A 17,795-nucleotide genomic window follows, 5' to 3' on the forward strand; every position below is an offset into this window, starting at 1 on the left:
TTTCGCCACGCCCGCGACTATCCTGTCCAGGGCGCCTTTTCGGCGCCCGTCACCCGATCGAAAGAAGACCTCCCGCGATGGTCGGATTCATTCTCAGGCGCATCGCCGTCTCGATCCTGGTTCTCCTTGCCGCGTCGTTCATCATGTACGTGCTCGCCGCCAACTCCGGCGACCCGCTCCAGGACCTCCGCGACAGCACCGCCGCAAACCGCGATCAGCTGATCGCCGCGCGCGTCGCCGCGCTGGACCTCAGCGTCCCCGCCCCCCTGCGCTACTTCCTCTGGCTCGGCGGTGCTGCTGGCTGCCTCATCCCGTTCGCCGGCACCTGCGACCTCGGTCTGACGATCAGCAACGCCCCCGTGCTCGACATCCTGCCCACCGCGGTGGGCTCCACCCTCCAGCTCGTGACGGCGTCGTTCGTGCTGGCCATCGTGCTGGGCATCGTCGTCGGCGTCGTATCGGCTCTCCGCCAGTACAGCGGGTTCGACTTCGGTATCACCCTGCTGAGCTTCTTCCTCTTCTCGCTGCCGTCGTTCCTCGTGGCCGTCCTCCTCAAGGAGTTCCTGGCGCTCGGGTTCAACAGCTTCCTCGAATCGGCGACGTCGATACCGATCTGGGTGATCGTGCTGCTCGCCGTCGTCGCGGCGGTGATCTGGCAGGCCATGATCGGCGGCTCGGCTCGTCGCCGCGCGATCGTCGCCGGCACCGCCGCCGCTGCGACCATCGCCCTGCTGGTGTACTTCAACGTCACCGACTGGTTCCGAAACCCCGGCTTCGGCCCGGTGGGCCTTCTTCTGCTCATCGCCGGAGTGGTCGTCATCACCACCGCGCTCATCTCGGGCCTGTCGAACCGTCGTGCGCTGATCGTCGCGGCCGCCAATGGAGCGATCTCGTACATCGCGTACTACGTGCTGCAGGGACTGTTCGACATCTCCACGGTGCCCACGATCATCATCCTGATCGTCGTGGCCGTCGTGGTGGGTCTGATCACCGGCTATCTCGTCGGCGCCCCCGACCGCGGGATGACGGCACGCATCGGAGCGATCGTCGCCTTCTTCTCGTTCGCCCTCGTCGTGCTCGACCGCTACATGCAGTCGTGGCCCGCCTACGTCGACAACCCCCGCATCAACGGTCGCCCGATCGCCACCGTCGGCGCGGCGACTCCGGGGTTCAACGGCGACATGTGGATCAGCGGCATAGACACGTTCACCCACCTGCTGCTGCCGACGATCTCGCTGCTGCTGATCTCGTTCGCGGGGTACACCCGCTACGCCCGCGCCGGCATGCTCGAGGTGATGAACCAGGACTTCATCCGCACGGCACGCGCGAAGGGCCTGCCCGAGCGCACCGTGGTCATGCGCCATGGTCTCCGCAACATGCTGATCCCGATCGTGACGCTGATCGCCACCGACGTCGGTGCGCTCCTCGGCGGCGCGGTCATCACCGAGCAGGTTTTCGCCATCCCCGGCATGGGGCAGTTGTTCGTCGCGTCCATTCGTCGCGTCGACGTCAACCCGGTGATGGGGTACTTCATCGTCATCGCCATCACCGCCATCGTGTTCAACTTCCTGGCCGATCTCGCCTACGCGGCGCTCGACCCCCGCGTGCGAGTCGTCGCATGATCGCCGCCGTCCGATTCCCGGAGGTCTCCGCATGACCCAGATGCTCCCCGAGCCCGCGAACGTGGATGCTCCGGCCCCCGCAGACGAGCGCAACACCGTCGGCGTGAGTCAGGGACGACTCGTCCTGCGGCGGTTCCTCGCGAACAAGGTCGCCGTCGTCTCCGGCATCCTCTTCGTCCTGTTGGCGATCTTCTCCGTCTCCGCGATCGGCCTCGGCCCGATCCCCGGGTGGTGGAAATACGACTTCACGACGCTGAACCCCCAGAACAACGGTGGGGCACCGACCCTGTCCGTGTTCCCCTTCGTCGTGGGAGACCACCCGCTCGGGCAGGACCGAATCGGCATCGACTACTTCGCCATGACGATGCGCGGCATTCAGAACTCGATCCTCGTCATGCTGGTCATCAGCATCGTCGGCACGACCGTCGGCACCGTGATCGGTGCCCTCGCCGGCTACTACCGCGGGTGGGTGGATGCGGTGCTCATGCGCATCACCGACGTCTTCATCGTCATCCCGATCATCGTGATCGGTGCGGTCGTCGGCCGAGCGACGGGCGGCTTGGGTGTCGTGCCGTTGGCGTTCTTCCTCGCGATGATCTCGTGGACGACGATCGCGCGCCTGGTGCGAGCCGAGTTCCTCTCCCTGCGCGAGCGCGAGTTCGTCGAAGCAGCCCGGGTGGCCGGAGCCAGCGACGCTCGGATCATCTTCAAGCACATCCTGCCCAACGCCATCGGCGTCGTGATCGTCGCGGCGACGCTGCTCGCAGCATCCGCGATCCTCCTCGAGACCGCGCTGAGCTACCTCCAGCTCGGTGTGCGTCCGCCCGACGTGTCGCTGGGTCTGATCATCTCCGACAACCAGTCGGCGTTCTCGACGCGCCCGTGGTTGTTCTGGTGGCCGGCCGTCTTCATCGTGCTGCTCGCCGTACTCGTCAACTTCGTCGGCGACGGCCTGCGCGACGCCTTCGACCCGCGCCAAAAGCGCTTCTCGCTGCGCCGCACGAAGGAGCAGGCGGGCGCGTCCGTCACCGCTCCGGCCAGCACGCAGGCGCGGGTGCACCCGGAGACACCGTCGTCATGACGACCGTCTCCGCGTGGCCGTCACGCGAGTGCGATCGCCGCGATGACTCCGGCCGCGCCGAGGACGAGCAGCACCACGTTGTCGACGCGCGCGGCGACGGCCACGGGGGTCTGCTCGGCCCTGCCCGCCTCGATGCGACCGGCGTCGCGCAGCGCGTACCAGCGGGTGCGCACCATCTCGGCCGCGCGGCCGGAATCGGTGTTCGGCAGGTCGCCGGGACGCACCTGGGGCGTCGACGCGCTCTCGCTCCGGCGATGGGCCCGCGCGGCGCGCAGCGAGCCGGCCGCGCCGGGCGACGGTGCGGCGGTGACGCTGATGCGACGGTGGGGCGTGTGCAGCTGCAGCGCGTAGCGGGTGTCGACGTGCACGAGGGCGGACCACGGCACGCGGTAGCGAAGCGCGATGTTGTCGACCTGGACTCCCTCGTCGTCGACCGACACCGAGGGCGACCACAGGATGCCGCCCACCAAAGCCGCCGCCCCCAGCGCGCCCACGACGATCAGAGCCGGGGCGTCGGTCGCGGCAGGGGTCACGAGCAGGCCGATCGCCACGACGGCGATGATCGCCCACACGATCCCGCACAGGACCCGGGTGAACGTCGAACGGAACGTCTGGCGTGGCATCCCCCGATTCTTTCATTCCCCGATCACTCCCTCCCGCTCGGCGGGAACGAGAGGACAATCTCATGAGCACGACCGAGAAGTCCGGCATCCCCGCCCTGGAGATGACCGATGTCAGCGTCGACTTCGCCGTCGACGACGTATGGGTCCCCGCGGCCAAGCACCTGACGTACTCGATCGCCCGCGGTCAGGTCGTCGCGGTGGTGGGCGAGTCCGGCTCGGGTAAGAGCGTCAGCTCGATGGCCGTGCTCGATCTGTTGCCGCGCAACAGTCGCGTCACCGGCAGCATCAAGGTGAACGGTCGCGAGGTGACGGACCTGTCGACCGCGCAGATGCGGCAGTTGCGCGGTCCCGAGGTCGCGGCGATCTTCCAGGAGCCGATGACGGCTCTGAACCCCGTGCTGACCGTCGGCTCGCAGATCATCGAGGCGCTGCGCGCGCACACCCCCATCGCTCCGACGCAGGCGAAGGCGCGAGCGCTCGAACTGCTCGAGCTGGTGGGACTGCCCGACCCGGCGAAGGCGTTCGCGTCGTACCCGCACCAGCTCTCCGGCGGACAGCGTCAGCGCGCGATGATCGCCCAGTCGATCAGCCTCGAGCCCGCCCTGCTCATCGCCGATGAGCCGACCACCGCGCTCGACGTGACGGTGCAGGCCGAGATCCTCGACCTGATCCGCGACCTGCGCGATCGTCTTGACTCGGCCGTGCTGCTCATCACGCACGACATGGGCGTCGTCGCCGACCTCGCCGACTGGATCGTCGTGATGAAGGCGGGCGACATCGTCGAGCAGGGCCCGGCCGTTCAGGTGCTGGGGTCGCCGCAGGACGCGTACACGAAGGAGCTGCTGGCGTCCGTGCCCCGCCTGGGCGAGACGTTGGAGGGCGAGTCGTCCGTCGACCTGGTGGAGGCACTGGCCACGGCGGTGGCCGAAGGCCCCGCCCGCACCGAAACCCTCGCCCTCGCCGCGGCCGCCCCCGAGATCGCCCACCCCGTCCTGCAGCTCGAGAACGTCTCCATCGAGTACGGCAAGAAGGGCCGGGTCGCCGCGTTCCGCGCCGTCGATGACGTCACGCTCGGCATCGCCGAGGGCGAGATCGTGGGCCTCGTGGGGGAGTCGGGCTCGGGCAAGTCGACGATCGGGCGCGCCGCGATCGGCCTCCAGCCCATCGCCGACGGCCGCCTCGTCGTCGACGGCGTCGACATCTCGAGCGGATCGCGCAAGCTGATCAAGTCGCTGCGGCGCCGGGTGGGCATCGTGTTCCAGGACCCGTCGTCGTCGCTCAACCCCCGCCTGCCGATCGGGGAGTCGATCGGCGAGCCGCTGTTCCTCGCGGGTGAGGCCAAGGGCGCGGCCCTGGATGCCCGGGTCGAGAGGCTCCTCGACGAGGTGCGCCTGCCGCGCAGCTACCGCAACCGCTACCCGCACGAACTCTCCGGCGGACAGAAGCAGCGCGTCGGAATCGCCCGCGCCCTGTCGCTCCAGCCGCGTCTGCTCGTCGCCGACGAACCGACCAGCGCGCTCGATGTCTCGGTGCAGGCGCGGGTGCTCGAACTGCTGAGCGAGCTGCAGAAGGAACACCGCTTCGCCTGCCTGTTCATCAGTCACGACCTCGCCGTGGTGGATGCCATGGCCGACCGCATCGTGGTGCTCAACCGCGGGAAGATCGCGGAGCAGGGCACCCGCGACGAGATCCTGCGCGCGCCGAAGGAGCCGTACACGCAGCGTCTCATCGCGGCCATCCCGGTTCCCGACGTCGAGGTGCAGGCCGCCCGCCGCGAACTCCGTCACGAGCTGCTGAAGAACACCCCGGCATCCTGATCCGTGCCACGAGGGGCGGCGTCCGGGTGGACGCCGCCCCTCGTCGTAGGTCGGGGAGGGGCGGCGTCCTCCCTGGTCGGGGCGCCGGACGGCGTCCTCCCTCGTCGGGATCCGCCCGCTGGGGACGAGCGACATTGCGGCTCCTTCGGGTGCCGAAGCCTTTCCTGAACGTCGCCTGCCGGGAGTGTCGCGGGCGCCCGGTAGACTGGCCAGGCCCGATTCCGGGCGCCACCCCGAATTTTCCTGGAGACCCTCCATGGCGCACGCCCTTCGTCCTGACCTCCGCAACGTCGCGATCGTCGCGCACGTCGACCACGGCAAGACGACCCTCGTCGATGCCATGCTCCGCCAGACCGGCTCGTTCGGTGACCACGCGCACGTCGAAGAGCGCGCGATGGACTCCAACGACCTCGAGCGTGAAAAAGGCATCACGATCCTCGCCAAGAACACGGCGATCACCTACAAGGGCGTTCACAGCGACGTTCCCGTGACGATCAACGTCATCGACACCCCGGGCCACGCCGACTTCGGTGGCGAGGTCGAGCGCGGCCTGTCGATGGTCGACGGCGTCGTGCTGCTGGTCGACGCGTCCGAGGGCCCGCTGCCGCAGACGCGCTTCGTGCTGCGCAAGGCCCTCGAGGCCAAGCTCCCCGTCATCCTGCTGGTCAACAAGACCGACCGCCCCGACGCGCGCATCGCCGAGGTCGAAGAAGAGGCGCACGACCTGCTGCTGGGCCTCGCGTCCGACCTCGTCGACGATGTGCCCGACCTCGACGTCGACGCGCTGCTCGACGTTCCGGTGGTCTACGCCTCGGGCCGTGCGGGCGCTGCGTCGCTCAACCGTCCCGCCGACGGTTCGCTGCCCGACAACGACGACCTCGAGCCCCTGTTCGGTGCGATCCTCGAGCACGTGCCGGCCCCGGCGTACGACGACGAGGCGCCACTGCAGGCGTGGGTCACCAACCTCGACTCCAGCCCCTTCCTCGGCCGCCTCGCGCTGCTGCGCGTCTTCAACGGCACGCTCAAGAAGGGCCAGACCGTCGCCTGGGTGCGCGCCGACGGCACGACTAGCAACGCCCGCATCACGGAGCTTCTGAAGACCCGCGCGCTCGAGCGCTACCCCGCCGACGACGCCGGCCCCGGTGACATCGTCGCCATCGCCGGCTTCCCCGACATCACGATCGGCGAGACCATCGCCGATCCCGAGGACGTGCGTCCGCTCAAGGCCATCACGGTCGACGACCCCGCCATCTCGATGACGATCGGCACCAACACCTCGCCGCTCATGGGCAAGGTCAAGGGCCACAAGCTCACCGCACGCATGGTGAAGGATCGCCTCGACCGCGAACTCATCGGTAACGTCTCGCTCAAGGTCGTCGACATCGGCCGACCGGATGCGTGGGAGGTCCAGGGCCGCGGCGAGCTCGCCCTCGCCATCCTCGTCGAGAACATGCGGCGCGAGGGCTTCGAGCTCACCGTCGGCAAGCCGCAGGTCGTCACCAAGAAGGTCGACGGCAAGACCTACGAGCCGTTCGAGCACCTCACGATCGACTCCCCCGAGGAGTACCTCGGCGCGATCACCCAGTTGCTCGCCGGTCGCAAGGGTCGCATGGAGAACATGACGAACCACGGCACCGGCTGGGTGCGCATGGAGTTCGTCGTGCCTTCGCGCGGCCTCATCGGCTTCCGCACAGAGTTCCTCACGACCACGCGAGGCACCGGTATCGCCAACGCGATCTCGCACGGCTACGAGCCGTGGGCCGGTCACATCTCCACGCGTCAGAACGGCTCTATCGTCGCCGATCGCATGGGTGTCGTCACCCCGTTCGCGATGATCGCCCTGCAGGAGCGCATGAGCTTCTTCGTGCAGCCGACGCAGGAGGTCTACGAGGGCATGGTCATCGGCGAGAACTCGCGCGCCGACGACATGGACGTCAACATCACGAAGGAGAAGAAGCTGACCAACATGCGCGCGGCCAGCTCCGACACCTTCGAATCGATGACGCCCCCGCGTCTGCTGACGCTGGAAGAGAGCCTCGAGTTCGCCCGTGACGACGAATGCGTCGAGGTCACCCCGGAGGCCGTGCGTATCCGCAAGGTCAACCTCGATGCGACCGAACGAGGCCGTGCCGCCTCGCGCCTCAAGCGTCAGGATGCCAACGCGTAAGCGTTCGCTTCTCGAACCGGCCCCGCCCAGCCTCGTGCTCGGCGGGGCCTTTCGCGTGCGCGCGGCGCGAGGTGGCTGAGCCTGTCGAAGTCACCGGTCCCGTCGACGAGCTCAGGAACCTCCGCTCAGGCGGATGGGCGGCGCGACCTCAGCCCTTCGTCGCACCCGCGGGCGCCGGATCGCGGAGCACCTTCGCCAGGGGTCGGTCCTTCGCCAGCTCGTCGACGACCTTGTCGAGCACGCGGATGCGGTACATGAGGGGATCCTCGATCTCCTCCACCCGGACGCCGCAGATCACGCCCGTCACCAGGTCGGCGCGCGGGTTCAGCGTCGCTTCGTCGAAGAACTCGCGGAACGTCGTCGTGCCCGCCGCGTGGCGGGCGAGTTCCTCGTCGTCGAAGCCCGTGACCCAGCGGATCACGGCATCCAGCTCGTCTTTGGTGCGTCCCTTTCGCTCGACCTTCGCGAGGTAGAGCGGATAGACGGCCGAGAACGCGACGCCGAAGATGCGGGACATGATCGGCACGATAACGCGCGCGGGCGCCCGCGTCGACCGGCGTCGCTTCGGAGACCTGCCGAGTGTCCAGGAAACGCCGCCCGGGACCCCGTCCGCGCGGAGTGTCGTGGACACTCGACGAGGGGGCGGTCAGTGCGACTCGACCACGCACACCGCGCTCATGCCGGGCGTGAGCGCCTCGAAGACGTGCGGCGCATCGCCGGGATACGAGAGGTAGTCGCCGGGCGACAGCTCGTACGGGTCGTCGACGGGGCCCACGCGCCCGCGCCCGGTGACCATCACCAGGTGTTCGACGGTGCCTCGGGGGTGCGGGTCGGACTCCCGCGGTGAACCGGGTTCCGCGCTGAGCAGGTAGATGTCGCGGCGCGCGTACGGGGGGCTCGCCGACAGCAGAACGGCGAGGTAATCGGATGCCGACGAGGGTACGGCCGTCGCCGCCTCGCCCGCGCGGATCAGGGTGGGGGAGCGGACCCCCTCGTCGACCAGTACGGCGAAGGGCACCTCGAGAGCGGATGCAAGTGCCCAGAGGGTCTCGACGCTGGGATTCCCGCCGCCGGTCTCCAGTTGCGACACTGTCGCCTTCGCGACGCCCGCGCGACGGGCGAGTTCTGAGACGCTGAGATCGCGTCTCTCGCGTTCGCGTCGGAGGGTCGTCGCGATGCGGTCACCGAGATCCGTCATGCGTTCATTATGCTCACCGATCGTTCGACTTGACGAACAGCCTCGGTATCGTTCACGATGATGTCCATGCGTTCGTTTCACCGAACACCTGAGGGTGTGGCGTCTCGGCAAGGTCTCGCCGTCGCGCTGGCCACCAGCGCCTACGGCATCTCGTTCGACGCCCTGTCCGTGGCATCCGGACTCGATGTCTGGCAGACCTGCGTGCTGAGCCTGCTGATGTTCACCGGGGGATCGCAGTTCGCTTTCGTCGGGGTCGTCGCGGCCGGAGGGCTCGCGGCGGCACCGGCCGCCATCGCATCGTCGGCTCTGCTCGGAGTGAGGAACGCGGCCTACGCGATGCGGATGGCCCCCGTCATCGCGGGCGACTTCTGGCGGAAGGCCGCGGCCACGCAGTTCACCATCGACGAATCCGTCGCCGTGGGGCTGTCGCAGGACACCCCGCGTGCGCGGCAGGCGGGCTTCTGGGTCACCGGCATCGCGATCTGGCTCGGCTGGAACGTGTCGACGCTGGTCGGCGCGCTTCTGGGTGACGTGCTCGGCGACCCCCGCACCTACGGCCTCGACGCCGCCGCGGCGGCGGCGTTCCTCGCGCTGCTGTGGCCACGGCTGCGCGGACGCCAGCCCCTCGCGGTCGCCGCCGGTGCCGCGGTGGTCGCGGCGCTTCTCACCCCGTGGCTCATGCCCGGCATCCCCGTCATCGCCGCCGCCGGCGTCGCGGTGACGGTGGGGCTGTTCGATCCACGTCGACCGTCGCCCGCACCGAGCGCCACGGCGGAAGAGAAGGGGATGCCATGACCCTGTGGACCGCGGTGCTCCTGGCATCCATCATCTGCGTCGCGCTGAAGGCGGTGGGGTATCTGCTCCCCGCGCGCTGGCTCGATGCCCCGCGCCCGGCGCGCATCGCCGACCTGCTGACGGTGGCACTCCTCGCCGCGCTCGTGATGGTGCAGACGCTCGGGGCGGGACCGGCGATCGTCGTGGACGCGCGCCTTCCGGCCGTGGCGGTGGCGGCACTGCTGCTGTGGGCGCGGGCGCCGTTCCTCGTGGTCGTCGCGGGCGCTGCGGTGACGGCGGCGCTCCTTCGGATGTGGGGGCTGGCGGCGTGAGACGTGACGGATGCTCGGGCGACGAGCGACGTCACCGGCGATCGGGGTTCCCAGCCGCCCCATCGACGTCCGCTCCTAGACTGACGCGGTGAGTTCCACGATTCTGCGGATCGTCGGGTGGGCGATCGCCTTCCTGATCGGCGCGTTCTACGGCACGGCGGGAACGGTCGGCCAAGCGTTCCTCGTCGGTCCGATCCCGCTCGGGCTGATCCTGGCGACCGTGGGGAGCGCCGCGCTGCTCGTCGCGCTCCGCACCCTCACCGGTGACCGGATCAACGCCCTCGCGGGCGGCCTCGGGATCACCGCGGCCACGTACCTCTTCTCGCAGGTGGGTCCCGGCGGCTCCGCGATCGTCGCCGCTCCGACGGCCGGAACCGAGTGGGTTCCGCTGGTCTGGACCGTCGTGGGTCCGGCACTCATGGTGCTCGTGGCGATGTGGCCCGACTTCTCGCGGCTGCGCGCCGCCTCTTCCCCGGCGCCCTCTCGACCCGCCGAATCCTAGGTCCCCGGCCTCGCTGCGGGGGCCGCGTTCCCCGGCGCGATTAGACTGAGCGGGTGACTTACGTGATCGCCCTCCCGTGTGTCGATGTCAAGGACCGCGCCTGCATCGACGAGTGCCCCGTCGACTGCATCTACGAGGGTGAACGGTCGCTCTACATCCACCCCGACGAATGCGTCGACTGCGGTGCGTGCGAGCCCGTCTGCCCCGTCGAGGCGATCTACTACGAAGACGACCTCCCCGAAGAGTGGTCCGACTACTACAAGGCCAACGTCGAGTTCTTCGACGACATCGGCTCGCCCGGTGGTGCCGCCAAGGTCGGCGTGATCGCGAAGGATCACCCCGTCATCTCGCAGCTGCCCCCGCAGAGCCACTGAGCCGTGGGCGTCGCCGACCTCGCCGACTATCCCTGGGACGCCGTCGCCCCCTACGCGGAGCGCGCGCGGCGGCACCCTGACGGCATCGTCGACCTGTCGATCGGCTCGCCCGTCGATCCCACCCCCGCCGTGATCGCCGAGGCGCTGGCGGACGCGACCGACGCGCACTCCTACCCGCAGACCGCGGGGACCCCGGCGCTGCGCGGGGCCATCGCCGAGTGGTACGACCGTCGCCGCGGGGTCCCCGGTCTCGATGCGGCGAACGTGCTGCCCACGGTCGGCTCGAAAGAGCTCGTGGCGCTGCTCCCATTACTGCTGAACCTCGGCCCGGGCGACGCCGTCGTGCACCCTCGTGCGGCATATCCGACCTACGAGGTCGGCGCCCGTCTCGTGGGCGCCACGGCGGTGGCATCCGATGATCCGGCGGACTGGCCCGCCGACGCGAAGCTCGTATGGATTAACTCGCCCGGCAATCCCGACGGACGTGTGCTGTCGACGAGTGAATTGCGGGATGCCGTGACGCGGGCTCGCGAGATCGGTGCGGTCCTGGCATCCGACGAGTGCTACGCCGAACTCGGATGGGACGCACCGTGGGACGCCGAGCGCGTGCCCAGCGTGCTCGACCCGTCCGTCGTGGGTGACGACTTCACCGGCGTGCTGTCGGTGTATTCGCTCAGCAAGCAGTCCAATCTCGCGGGGTATCGCGCGGCGTTCCTGGCCGGAGACCCGGCGCTCGTGGCGCGGCTGCTGATAGGGCGCAAGCATCTCGGACTCATGCCGCCGGCTCCCGTCCAACGGGCGATGACCGTCGCCCTCGGCGACGATGCCCACGTCGCCGCGCAGCGTGAGCTGTACGCCCGCCGTCGCGCCCTGCTCAAGCCCGCCGTCGAGGCGGCCGGCTTCACCATCGATCGCAGCGAGGGCGGCCTCTACCTGTGGGCGACCGAGGGGCGCGATGCCTGGGAGAGCGTGGGGCGCCTGGCCGATCTCGGCATCCTGGTCGGTCCCGGGCATTTCTACGGGGAGCACTTCCCGAACCACGTGCGGTTCTCACTCACGGCGACCGACGAGCGGATCGGCGCCGCGGCGGAGCGGCTCCAGGCCTAGCCACCGCCCGTCGCCCGGCCCGCCGATACGGGGCCGCCCGTGCACGCCGCGCGACGCGCACAGGAGGATCCCTCCATTCGATGGGGACATCCTTTGGCGGTGTCGTCTGTACGTCGGCGCGACTACTAGGCTGTAAAAGCACTGTGCTCGGGTCAACCATCCGTGCGCGTGCCGACCCGGATGACACACCCGTGGCATCCACCGGTCGACAGGACGCGGGGGCCTCAGGACCCGCGATCGACCACACGGGCGACCAGAAATCGCAAGGAGGCGCGGTGAGCGACGCGGGTACTCAGCACGACAAGGCCACCCTCACGGTGGGGGGTTCCACCGCCGAATTCCCGGTCCTGCGGGGCACCGACGGTGTGCCGAGCATCGACATCGCGTCGCTGACCAAGCAGACCGGTCACACGACCCTCGACTACGGCTTCGTGAACACCGCGTCGACGAAGTCGGACATCACCTACATCGACGGTGATCAGGGCATCCTGCGGTACCGCGGGTATCCCATCGAGCAGCTCGCGAAGAACAGCACCTACCTCGAGGTGGCGTGGCTGCTCATCTACGGCGAGCTGCCCTCGGCATCCGAGCTGGCCTCATTCGACGAGCGCATCCGCCGTCACACGTTGCTGCACGAAGACCTGAAGCGCTTCTTCTCGTCGCTGCCCCCGACCGCGCACCCCATGTCGGTGCTGTCGGCCGCGACCGCTGCGCTGTCGACCTACTACGAGGCCGAGTCCGACCCGCACAACCCCGAGCACGTCGAGTTGAACACGGTGCGCATGCTCGCCAAGCTCCCCGTGATCGCGGCCTACGCGCACAAGAAGAGCATCGGGCAGGCGTTCCTCTACCCCGACAACTCGCTGGGATTCGTCGACAACTTCCTGAAGCTCAACTTCGGCGTGCTCAGCGAGCTCTACGAGGTCAATCCCGTCATGACGAAGGCGCTCGACCTCCTTCTCATGTTGCACGCCGACCACGAGCAGAACGCGTCGACCTCGACTGTGCGTCTGGTCGGTTCGACCGGGGCGAACCAGTTCGCGTCGATCTCGGCCGGCATCCAGGCGCTCTCCGGCCCCCTCCACGGTGGCGCGAACGAGGCCGTCCTGCAGATGCTCGGCCGCATCCGTGACTCGGGTGAGAGCGTCGAGCGATTCGTCGAGCGGGTCAAGAACAAAGAAGACGGCGTCAAGCTCATGGGCTTCGGTCACCGGGTCTACAAGAACTACGACCCGCGGGCGAAGCTCGTCAAGGGCGCCGCAGACGAGGTGCTCGAGGCCCTCGGCGTCAGCGACCCGCTGCTCGATCTGGCGAAGGAGCTCGAGCAGATCGCCCTCGAGGACGACTACTTCAAAGAGCGTCGCCTGTACCCGAACGTCGACTTCTACACCGGCGTGATCTACAAGGCGATGGGTTTCCCGACGCGCATGTTCACGGTGCTGTTCGCGATCGGACGCCTCCCCGGCTGGCTCGCCCAGTGGCGCGAGGCCATCACCGACCCGCAGACCAAGATCGGCCGTCCCCAGCAGCTGTACACGGGCGCTGCCGAGCGCAACTACCCCGGCATCGGCTGACCGCCGGTCCGCCACGCCCCGTCCCTCTGCGCGAGGGGCGGGGCGTTGCCATGTCCCCTTTCGTGCGGTTGAAGGCGACCCCACCGGCACGATGTGGGACATGGTCATGATGCGCGGGACACGGGAACGGATGCCGTGCGGCCCCGATCGAAGCCCCGGACTTGACCCAGTAGGGTCGGGGCATGCCGCGCCTGCTCGTCCGTCGCCCCTCGCCGCTGCTCGCCGAGGGTGAGCTCACCCACCTCGATCGTGTCCCCGTCGACGCCGATCTCGCGCTCACGCAGTGGAACGCCTATGTCGACGCCTTCCACTCGCGCGGCTGGGAAATCGTCGAGATCGCACCGGCCGACGACCAGCCCGACGGGGTGTTCGTCGAGGATGCCGTCGTGATCTTCGGCGACATCGCGGTGCTGTGCCGGGCGGGGGCCGCCTCGCGCCGCGGCGAGGTGGAGACCGTGCGGGCCGGGGTCGTGGCATCCGGGATCGAGACGGCCGAGATCGTCGCGCCGGGGACGCTCGACGGCGGAGACGTGCTCAAGGTCGGCCGCACGGTCTACGTGGGCGCATCGTCGCGGACGAACGCCGCGGGCATCGCGCAGGTGCGCGAGATCGTCGAACCGCGCGGCTGGGAGGTGCGCGAGATCCCGGTGACGAAGGTGCTGCACCTGAAATCGGGCGTGACCGCACTGCCGGACGGCACCGTGATCGGCTTCGAGCCGCTCGTCGACGACCCCGCGCTGTTCTCCTCCTTCGCTGCCGTTCCGGAGGAGCACGGCACCGCGGTGGTCGTGCTCGACGAGCGCACGGTGCTGATGTCGACGGATGCGCCGCGGACGGCCGCCGCGCATCGCGCCCGCGGACTCGAGGTCGTGGCCGTGGAGGTCAGCGAGTTCGAGAAGCTCGAGGGCTGCGTCACCTGCCTATCGGTGCGCCTGCGCGACTGACGGCAGCGCCATCGTCGCGAAGAACGCCCCTCCCGCGGGAGGCCGCGACGCAGCGTTTCTTCGCGCGAATGTCCTTCTTCGCGGAGGGGTTCGCGCCGTCAGGCGTGCAGTACCTCGTTCAGGGTCACTCCGACACCGGCTCGCGCCGAGGCCTCGACGGCGCCGGTGAGGGAATTGCGACGGAACAGGATGCCGTCGCGGCCCGACAGCTCGCCGGCCTTGAGCGTGTCGTCGCCGACTCTCACCTTCGTGCCGGCGGTGACGTAGAGGCCCGCCTCCACCACGCAGTCGTCGCCGAGCGAGATGCCGATACCCGCGTTCGCGCCGAGGAGCGTTCGTGCGCCGATCGAGACGCGATGCGAGCCGCCGCCCGACAGCGTGCCCATGATCGACGCGCCGCCGCCGATGTCGGTCCCGTCGCCGATGACGACGCCCTGCGAGACGCGGCCCTCGATCATCGAGGCGCCGAGTGTTCCGGCGTTGAAGTTGACGAAGCCCTCGTGCATCACCGTCGTTCCGGGGGAGAGGTGAGCGCCCAGGCGCACGCGCGACGCGTCGGCGATGCGTACGCCGACGGGCAGTACGTAGTCGGTCAGACGGGGGAACTTGTCCAGCCCCTGCACCTCGATGCCCTGGCGCTTCAGCAGCGGGAGAAGACGCGCCGCGTCGTCGGGGTGCACGGGACCGGCGTTGGTCCACGCGACGTTGGGGAGGTGTCCGAAGACGCCGTCGAGATTGATCTCGTTCGGACGCACGAGCAGGTGCGACAGCGCGTGCAGACGCAGATAGGCGTCGACGGTGGAGGAGGGTGCCGTGTCGGCGTCGATCGTCAGCGCCACCGTCTCGACGACCACACCGCGTCGCTCATCGGGACCGGCGGAGGCCTCGAGGGCTTCCCGTGCGGCATCAAGGTCGTCGGGGGACCCGAGCACCGGCTGCGGGAACCAGGCGTCGAGCACCGTTCCGTCGAGGGTCCGCGTGGAGAGGCCGGCACCGCTGATGCGTCGTTCGTTGCTCACACCCTCAGGCTACCGGCGCGGACGCGTGTGAAATGATCGGGGGCATGCCCGTGCTCGACCTCTCCGCCTCGTCCGTCGACCTCACCCGGGCGATCTGCGACATCCCCAGCGTCTCCGACGACGAGACCCCCCTCGCGGATGCCATCGAGGCCGCCGTCTCCGCCTACGACCACCTCGAGGTCATTCGCGACGGCGACACGATCGTCGCCCGCACCTCGCTCGGTCGCAGCCGACGCGTGGTCATCGCCGGGCACATCGACACCGTGCCCATCAACCGCAATCTCCCGGTCGAAGACCGCGAGATCGACGGAGAAGCCTTCCTCTGGGGGCGCGGCACGGTCGACATGAAGGCCGGTGTCGCGGTGCAGCTCAAACTCGCGGCGGAGCTCGTCGCCCCGGCGGTCGACATCACGTGGATGTGGTACGACCACGAAGAGGTCGACTCCACGCTCAACGGTCTCGGGCGCCTCTCGCGCAACCGCCCCGACCTGTTCGCCGGCGATTTCGCGATCCTCGGCGAGCCCAGCAACGGCGAGGTCGAGGGGGGCTGCAACGGCACGCTCCGTGCCCTCATCCGCACCGACGGCGTGCGGGCGCACAGCGCCCGCTCCTGGATCGGCGAGAACGCGATCCACAAGGCCGCACCGATCCTCGCGCGCCTGGCCGAGTACCGTGCCCGCGAGATCGAGGTCGAAGGACTCGTCTATCGCGAGGGACTCAACGCCGTGCGCATCTCGGGCGGCGTCGCCGGAAACGTCATCCCCGACGCCTGCGAGATCGAGGTCAATTACCGCTTCGCGCCCAGCCGCGACGCCGAGGGTGCGGCGCGCGTCGTCCGCGACGTGTTCACGGGCTTCGAGATCGACATCGTCGACGTCGCCGAGGGAGCGCGCCCGGGGCTCGACGCACCCCTGGCGAAGGAGTTCGTGGATGCCGTCGGTGCCACGCCCAAACCCAAGTACGGCTGGACCGATGTGGCGCGGTTCTCGGCGCTCGGCATCCCGGCGGTGAACTACGGCCCCGGTGATCCGCACCTCGCGCACCACGACGAGGAGCGCGTCCCCGTCGCGCAGATCGACGCGGTCGAGCGCGGACTCCGCGCCTGGCTGAGCGCGCCGTGACCGCCCCGGCCGCCGTCTCCACCACCGGGAACGCGTGGACGCGGCTCCCCGTCGCGGCGCGCATCGCCATCGTCTACGTGCTCGCACGTCTCATCACGACGGCCTTCTTCCTGTTCGCGGCGTCGCTGTCGGCCGAGGGGTCCCGCTTCGGGGTCGCCCCCTCGCTGCCGGACCTCGCGATCGGCTGGGACGCCCAGTGGTACTGGACCGTGGCGGTGTCGGGGTACCCGTCGCAGCTTCCGCTGGCGGAGGCGGGGCACATCGCCGAGAACGCCTGGGCGTTCATGCCGCTGTACGCGTATCTCTCGGCCGGCGTCGGATTCTTCCTCGGGTCGTGGGGTGCCGGCGCCGTCGTCGTCTCTCTCATCGCGGGCTACGGGGCCTGCGCGGTGCTGCACGCCATGCTGCGGGAGCGCATCGGAGGGGATGCCGCGATGTGGGCGGTCGTGCTCTTCTCCTGCGGCCCGCTCGCTGCACTGTTCCAGGTCGGGTACGCCGAGACGCTGTTCCTCTTCCTCCTGTTCCTGGCGATCCGGTGCGTCCAGCGACGACGGTGGGGCTGGCTGTACCTGCTGGTGCCGGCGATGGGTTTCACCCGCCCCGGCATCCTGGCCTTCGCTCTGTTCCTCGGTCTTTACGGCATCCATCGTTTCCTCCGCCGTCGCCGCGAGGCGCTGCCCGCGCGCGACGTCGCGCACATCGTGTCGTTGGGCGCTCTGGCCACCCTCGTGGGCTTCTCATGGCAGTGGATCGCCGCTGCGGTGACCGGCGACCCGGGTGCCTACCTCGCCACTGAGCTCGCCTGGCGGCGCAACTGGCTGGGCGGTGAGAGCGGGTTCGTGCCGGTCGACGGGTGGGTCAAGGCCGCAGGCTTCTGGTTCACGCAGTGGGGTCTCGGACCCGAGATGGGCTACATCTCCCTCTTCCTGCTGGTGCTCGCCGTCGCGGCCGGTCTGCTTCTGCTGCCCCAGGTGAACAAGCTCGGGATCGAGGTGCGCCTCTGGTCGGCGAGCTACCTCATATACCTGCTGCTGGTGTTCTTCCCGCAGTCCAGCGTCTTCCGGCTACTCGTGCCGGCGTCGCCGCTCTTCGGCGCCCTCGCGGTGCCGAAATCGTTGCCGTGGCGTCTCGGAATGCTCGCCCTCGCCCTGGTCGGGCAGTGGTGGTGGATCTACAACATGTACGCGCTCGGGAACACGTACTGGCAGATTCCCTGACCTCGCGTCGCCCGGTGACGACCTTTGACGGCGGGTCGCGCCGGCGACCGACTAAACTAGTCGGAGAGCAATCATGAGAAGGGGGCCGCGATGGCAGCCATGAAGCCGCGTACCGGTGACGGACCGATGGAGGCCGTGAAGGAGGGTCGGTTGATCATCGTGCGGGTGCCGCTCGAGGGGGGTGGACGACTCGTCGTCTCCGTGAACGATGCCGAGGCGAAAGAACTGTACGACGTCCTCGGGGGCGTCGTCACCGCCTGACGACCGTCAACGTGAGAAGGCCGGCCCCTCGGGGTCGGCCTTCCGTGTTTTCTCGGGACGTA

At 69.2% G+C, this 17,795-nt stretch carries 18 protein-coding genes; 14 read left to right on the forward strand and 4 right to left on the reverse strand.

The features are described from left to right. The first annotated feature begins 77 nt into the window (after window positions 1-77). Window positions 78-1,622, forward strand: coding sequence for an ABC transporter permease (locus tag QRO03_RS07945; RefSeq protein ID WP_285136985.1), 1,545 nt, complete (start codon window positions 78-80; stop codon window positions 1,620-1,622). 31 nt (window positions 1,623-1,653) lie between these two features. Continuing rightward, window positions 1,654-2,703, forward strand: a complete 1,050-nt coding sequence (locus QRO03_RS07950) for an ABC transporter permease (protein ID WP_285136986.1) — start codon at window positions 1,654-1,656, stop codon at window positions 2,701-2,703. A gap of 20 nt (window positions 2,704-2,723) precedes the next feature. On the opposite strand, the gene QRO03_RS07955 is transcribed toward QRO03_RS07950, so the two are convergent. Beyond that, entirely contained in the window at window positions 2,724-3,326 is a 603-nt protein-coding gene (locus QRO03_RS07955) for a PH domain-containing protein (RefSeq protein WP_285136987.1), read from the reverse strand. A gap of 62 nt (window positions 3,327-3,388) precedes the next feature. On the opposite strand from QRO03_RS07955, the gene QRO03_RS07960 reads away from it, so the two are divergent. Both QRO03_RS07960 and typA read left to right on the forward strand, forming a co-directional pair. Beyond that, window positions 3,389-5,143 (forward strand): dipeptide ABC transporter ATP-binding protein, encoded by a 1,755-nt coding sequence (locus QRO03_RS07960; protein WP_285136988.1) that lies wholly within the window; start codon window positions 3,389-3,391, stop codon window positions 5,141-5,143. 256 nt (window positions 5,144-5,399) lie between these two features. Then, the gene (typA, locus tag QRO03_RS07965) at window positions 5,400-7,310 is read left to right on the forward strand and encodes a translational GTPase TypA (RefSeq protein ID WP_285136989.1); all 1,911 of its coding nucleotides are present in this window, start codon (window positions 5,400-5,402) and stop codon (window positions 7,308-7,310) included. Window positions 7,311-7,458: 148 nt separating this feature from the next. Here typA and QRO03_RS07970 read toward each other — a convergent pair whose 3' ends face one another. Together QRO03_RS07970 and QRO03_RS07975 are read right to left on the reverse strand one after the other, a co-directional pair. Further along, window positions 7,459-7,827: a DUF2200 domain-containing protein gene (locus tag QRO03_RS07970; protein WP_285136990.1), complete on the reverse strand. Its 369-nt coding sequence runs from the start codon at window positions 7,825-7,827 to the stop codon at window positions 7,459-7,461. A 129-nt stretch (window positions 7,828-7,956) separates the two neighbouring features. Then, the gene (locus tag QRO03_RS07975) at window positions 7,957-8,508 is read right to left on the reverse strand and encodes a helix-turn-helix domain-containing protein (protein ID WP_285136991.1); all 552 of its coding nucleotides are present in this window, start codon (window positions 8,506-8,508) and stop codon (window positions 7,957-7,959) included. A 66-nt stretch (window positions 8,509-8,574) separates the two neighbouring features. On the opposite strand from QRO03_RS07975, the gene QRO03_RS07980 reads away from it, so the two are divergent. The 7 genes from QRO03_RS07980 to ddaH all read left to right on the forward strand — a co-directional run bounded on the left by QRO03_RS07980 (window position 8,575) and on the right by ddaH (window position 14,115). Then, window positions 8,575-9,303, forward strand: a complete 729-nt coding sequence (locus tag QRO03_RS07980; RefSeq protein ID WP_285136992.1) for an AzlC family ABC transporter permease — start codon at window positions 8,575-8,577, stop codon at window positions 9,301-9,303. Further along, the gene (locus QRO03_RS07985) at window positions 9,300-9,614 is read left to right on the forward strand and encodes an AzlD domain-containing protein (RefSeq protein WP_285136993.1); all 315 of its coding nucleotides are present in this window, start codon (window positions 9,300-9,302) and stop codon (window positions 9,612-9,614) included. Before QRO03_RS07980 ends, QRO03_RS07985 begins: the two co-directional genes overlap by 4 nt. 88 nt (window positions 9,615-9,702) lie before the next feature. Continuing rightward, window positions 9,703-10,116, forward strand: a complete 414-nt coding sequence (locus QRO03_RS07990; RefSeq protein ID WP_285136994.1) for a histidinol dehydrogenase — start codon at window positions 9,703-9,705, stop codon at window positions 10,114-10,116. A 53-nt stretch (window positions 10,117-10,169) separates the two neighbouring features. Then, window positions 10,170-10,490 (forward strand): ferredoxin, encoded by a 321-nt coding sequence (gene fdxA / locus QRO03_RS07995; RefSeq protein WP_055953658.1) that lies wholly within the window; start codon window positions 10,170-10,172, stop codon window positions 10,488-10,490. A 3-nt stretch (window positions 10,491-10,493) separates the two neighbouring features. Next, entirely contained in the window at window positions 10,494-11,597 is a 1,104-nt protein-coding gene (dapC, locus tag QRO03_RS08000; RefSeq protein ID WP_285136995.1) for a succinyldiaminopimelate transaminase, read from the forward strand. Window positions 11,598-11,872: 275 nt separating this feature from the next. Next, window positions 11,873-13,171 (forward strand): citrate synthase, encoded by a 1,299-nt coding sequence (locus QRO03_RS08005; RefSeq protein ID WP_285137319.1) that lies wholly within the window; start codon window positions 11,873-11,875, stop codon window positions 13,169-13,171. A gap of 182 nt (window positions 13,172-13,353) precedes the next feature. After that, a complete protein-coding gene (ddaH, locus tag QRO03_RS08010; RefSeq protein WP_285136996.1) occupies window positions 13,354-14,115 on the forward strand; it encodes a dimethylargininase in 762 nt (253 codons plus the stop codon). A gap of 98 nt (window positions 14,116-14,213) precedes the next feature. Here ddaH and dapD read toward each other — a convergent pair whose 3' ends face one another. Then, window positions 14,214-15,134: a 2,3,4,5-tetrahydropyridine-2,6-dicarboxylate N-succinyltransferase gene (dapD, locus tag QRO03_RS08015; protein ID WP_285136997.1), complete on the reverse strand. Its 921-nt coding sequence runs from the start codon at window positions 15,132-15,134 to the stop codon at window positions 14,214-14,216. 44 nt (window positions 15,135-15,178) lie between these two features. On the opposite strand from dapD, the gene dapE reads away from it, so the two are divergent. The 3 genes from dapE to QRO03_RS08030 all read left to right on the forward strand — a co-directional run bounded on the left by dapE (window position 15,179) and on the right by QRO03_RS08030 (window position 17,733). Beyond that, window positions 15,179-16,255 (forward strand): succinyl-diaminopimelate desuccinylase, encoded by a 1,077-nt coding sequence (gene dapE / locus QRO03_RS08020; RefSeq protein ID WP_285136998.1) that lies wholly within the window; start codon window positions 15,179-15,181, stop codon window positions 16,253-16,255. Beyond that, the gene (locus QRO03_RS08025; protein ID WP_285136999.1) at window positions 16,252-17,472 is read left to right on the forward strand and encodes a putative hexosyltransferase; all 1,221 of its coding nucleotides are present in this window, start codon (window positions 16,252-16,254) and stop codon (window positions 17,470-17,472) included. The genes dapE and QRO03_RS08025 overlap by 4 nt, the downstream gene beginning before the upstream one ends. A gap of 90 nt (window positions 17,473-17,562) precedes the next feature. Continuing rightward, window positions 17,563-17,733, forward strand: a complete 171-nt coding sequence (locus QRO03_RS08030; RefSeq protein ID WP_074615842.1) for a DUF3117 domain-containing protein — start codon at window positions 17,563-17,565, stop codon at window positions 17,731-17,733. Window positions 17,734-17,795: the final 62 nt, after the last annotated feature.

The sequence above is a fragment of the Microbacterium sp. lyk4-40-TSB-66 genome (genome assembly GCF_030209475.1).
Lineage (GTDB): Bacteria > Actinomycetota > Actinomycetes > Actinomycetales > Microbacteriaceae > Microbacterium.